Genomic DNA, 3,154 nt, shown 5'->3' with positions numbered 1-3,154 from the left:
GGCGGGCGCGATGTACTGCGTGGCGTCCGAGGCGTTCGCCGGGGGCGGCGTGAGGTACTGCGTCTCCTCCGCGCCCGCCGGTACGGGGGCGATGTACTGGGTGGCGTCACCGCTCTCCGGGGGCAGCGGCTGCGCCCACCCGTCCTGCCGGGCCTCCCACGGCCGGCCACCGGGCGGCCAGGGGGCGGACCCGTCGGCGGGCAGCACGACGCCCTCGTGTGCGGGCCGTGCAGCGGGCTGCTGCGGCTCGTCACCCTGTCGGCTCTGCGTCACCGGGACTCCTACGCGTGGGACTACGGAATCGTCGAGTCACGCTACCGGGTCGGCGGGGCGGGGTGCCACGCCGCCTGGTGAGGCCGGTAGGCGGGCCGGGGTTCGTCTGCGGGTSRGTGGRTGGCTGGTCGCGCAGTTCCCCGCGCCCCTTMARGGSCCGGTGGTTRTCYGYCGGTTGTCTGTGGCTGAGCGCGCAGTTCCCCGCGCCCCTGGGTAGTTAGGGGCGCGGGGAACTGCGCGAGCAASCCWSCACGGTCCGCAGSCGAAAGRCWGGTGYGGCAGGCCGAGGRSGGTTCTCCGGCTGCGGYGGAGTACCTMAGGGGCGCGGGGAACTGCGCGACCAGCCGCCCACCGGGCCGCAGACGCACTCCGCACCGGCCCGGCGGCCGAAGATGACGTCACGCCGCCTGGAGTTCCAGGCGTGCCCCGAACTCCCGTACCGACGGCTCGTCCGCGTACGGCTCCAGCCGCTGCTGGAGATCGTCCAGATAGTCCGCCCCCCGGTTCGTACGCAGCGTGGACAGCAGCTCCACCGCCCGCGTCCCCGTCGCGCACGCCAGCTCCACCTCCCGCTGCTGCACCTGCGCCGTGGCCAGCAGGACCAGTCCGATCGCCCGGCGCCGCGCCCGTGTCTCGGGGTGGCCCGCGAGGGACTCCTCCGCGCGCCGCGCCGCCGCCTCGGGCTGCCCCAGGTCCCGGTGGCAGTGCGCGAGTTCGTCGGAGAGGTAGGCGTGGTCGAAGTGCGCGATCCACGACGGGTCGTCCCCGGAGTCCGGCGACGAGGACGCCGCCTCCATCGCGGCCAGCGCCCGCCCCGCCACCGTCTGGCACGTACGCGCGTCCCCGAGCAGCGCGTGCCCGCGCGCCTCCGCCGCGAAGAACATCGCCTCCGCGCGCGGGGTCACCCGGCCCCGGGCCCCCTCCTGCGCCGCCCGGGCCAGTTGCGCGATCTCCCGGGGGTTGCCGAGCTGGGCGGCGAGGTGGCTCATGGAGGCGGCCAGGACGTATCCGCCGTACCCCCGGTCCCCGGCCGCCTGGGCGAGCCGCAGCGCCTGGATGTAGTAGCGCTGGGCCAGACCGGGCTGGCCGGTGTCGACCGCCATGTACCCCGCCAGCTCCGTCAGCCGCGCCACCGCCGCGAACAGTTGGCGCCCGACCGTCTCCCGGTACGAGCCCGCCAGCAGCCCGGACACCACGCTGTTGAGGTAGTGGACGACCACCGGCCGTACGTGCCCGGAGCCGAACCGGTGGTCGAGATCGACCAGCGCGTCCGTCATCGCCCGCACCGCGTCGACGTCCGCGGCCCCGACCCGCTGCCCGGCGTGCCGGGCCACCTGCGCGTCCGCCCCGGTGATCAGCCAGTCGCGGCTCGGCTCAACGAGCGCGGAGGCGGCGACCGTGGAGCCGGTGAGGAAGTCGCGGCGGCCCACGTCGCTGCGCCACAGCTCGCAGACCTGCTCGATCGCGCCGAGGACGGTGGGCGAGAACTGCAGGCCCACCCCCGACGCCAGGTTCTTGCCGTTCGCCATGCCGATCTCGTCGATCGTCACCGTGCGCCCGAGCTTGCGTCCCAGCGCCTCCGCGATGATGCCCGGCGCCCGTCCCCGGGGCTGCTGGCCGCGGAGCCAGCGCGCCACCGATGTCTTGTCGTACCGGAGGTCGAGCCCGCGCTCGGCGCCGACCATGTTGACGCGCCGGGCGAGACCCGCGTTGGAGCACCCGGCTTCCTGGATGAGCGCCTGCAGCCGTTCATTGGGCTGGCGGGCGACTAGCGGCCTGGCTGCCATGTGAACCCCCTGATGCGGCAGTTGATCACTGCTGTGATCACTGCCCTGCGAAAAGGCAGAGAATGCGAAAGAAGCGGAGGGAACGTGGAAAAATGCGGGAAACGCAGGAAGCGCAAGAAACACAGCATGTGCCGTTAATCGGATGAATAACGGTCACGGGTGATGTCGAACGAACGCGCGCATTGTCCGGTTCCGCTGAGCCCCCCGCTTGTGGTTACCCGCCACGAGAGGCGCAGCCGCACGCGCGCCCCCATCCATGCACCCATGCGCCCCGGATGCAGGATCGATGCTCCTGCGCCGCCTGTCGCGCGCCCGTAACCCGCGGTGATGGCGGGAGTTGAGTTCTGCGTGGAAGAGACCATCACAGGCACGGAAGCCGCACAGATCCCCAAGCAGCGCGGTGACCAGCTCCTCGACAGCGCGGTGCGGTACGCGGAAGAGCGGCACTGGGACGTGTTCCCCGGCACCTGGCTGGAGGCGGCCGAGGGCGTGGAGCACTGCTCCTGCGGCGACGCCGCCTGCCCCGCGCCGGGGGCGCACCCGTCCCGGCCGGACTGGGCGAGCCAGGCCACGGGCAGCGCGGTGGCCGCCCGCCGTCTGTGGTCGAAGCAGCCGAAGGCGTCGATCCTGCTCCCCACCGGCCGCACCTTCGACGCGATCGACGTCCCCGAGTCGGCCGGCTTCCTGGCGCTCGCCCGCATGGAGCGCATGGAGCTCACGCTCGGCCCGGTCACCTGCACCCCGGACCGCCGGATGCTGTTCTTCGTGCTGCCCGGAGCCTGCGCGAAGGTCCCGGACCTGGTGCGCCGGCTGGGCTGGACGGCCTCCTCGATCGACCTGGTCACCCGCGGCGAAGGGGAGTACGTGGCGGCGCCCCCGACCCGGGTCGGGGGCGCCGCCACGTACTCCCCTTCGCCGCGGGTGACCAGGTCGCCGGAGCCTGCGCGAAGGTCCCGGACCTGGTGCGCCGGCTGGGCTGGACGGCCTCCTCGATCGACCTGGTCACCCGCGGCGAAGGGGAGTACGTGGCGGCGCCCCCGACCCGGGTCGGGGGCGCCGCCACGTACTCCCCTTCGCCGCGGGTGACCAGGTCG

At 73.6% G+C, this 3,154-nt stretch carries 2 protein-coding genes and 1 pseudogene; 1 reads left to right on the top strand and 2 read right to left on the bottom strand.

Going from position 1 to position 3,154, the window contains the following annotated elements:
• Positions 1–273: pseudogene (locus ACJA3G_RS33785) on the bottom strand (hypothetical protein); the annotation flags it as partial.
• Positions 274–671: 398 nt separating this feature from the next.
• Entirely contained in the window at positions 672–2,060 is a 1,389-nt protein-coding gene (locus ACJA3G_RS33780) for a transcriptional regulator (RefSeq protein WP_406556848.1), read from the bottom strand.
• A gap of 327 nt (positions 2,061–2,387) precedes the next feature.
• On the opposite strand from ACJA3G_RS33780, the gene ACJA3G_RS33775 reads away from it, so the two are divergent.
• Positions 2,388–3,146 carry a bifunctional DNA primase/polymerase gene (locus tag ACJA3G_RS33775; protein ID WP_406556847.1) on the top strand — a complete coding sequence of 253 codons (759 nt, stop codon included), beginning with the start codon at positions 2,388–2,390 and terminating at the stop codon, positions 3,144–3,146.
• Positions 3,147–3,154: the final 8 nt, after the last annotated feature.

Source organism: Streptomyces sp. YS-3 (genome assembly GCF_045257485.1).
In the GTDB taxonomy this organism is placed as follows: domain Bacteria; phylum Actinomycetota; class Actinomycetes; order Streptomycetales; family Streptomycetaceae; genus Streptomyces.
This window is presented reverse-complemented; position numbering and strand designations above follow the sequence as displayed.

What these genes read in the sequence shown, in the direction of transcription:
- ACJA3G_RS33780 (WP_406556848.1), bottom strand. Translation starts at nt 2,060, where the DNA reads ATGGCAGCCAGGCCGCTAGTCGCCCGCCAGCCCAATGAACGGCTGCAG.
- ACJA3G_RS33775 (WP_406556847.1), top strand. Translation starts at nt 2,388, where the DNA reads ATGGCGGGAGTTGAGTTCTGCGTGGAAGAGACCATCACAGGCACGGAA.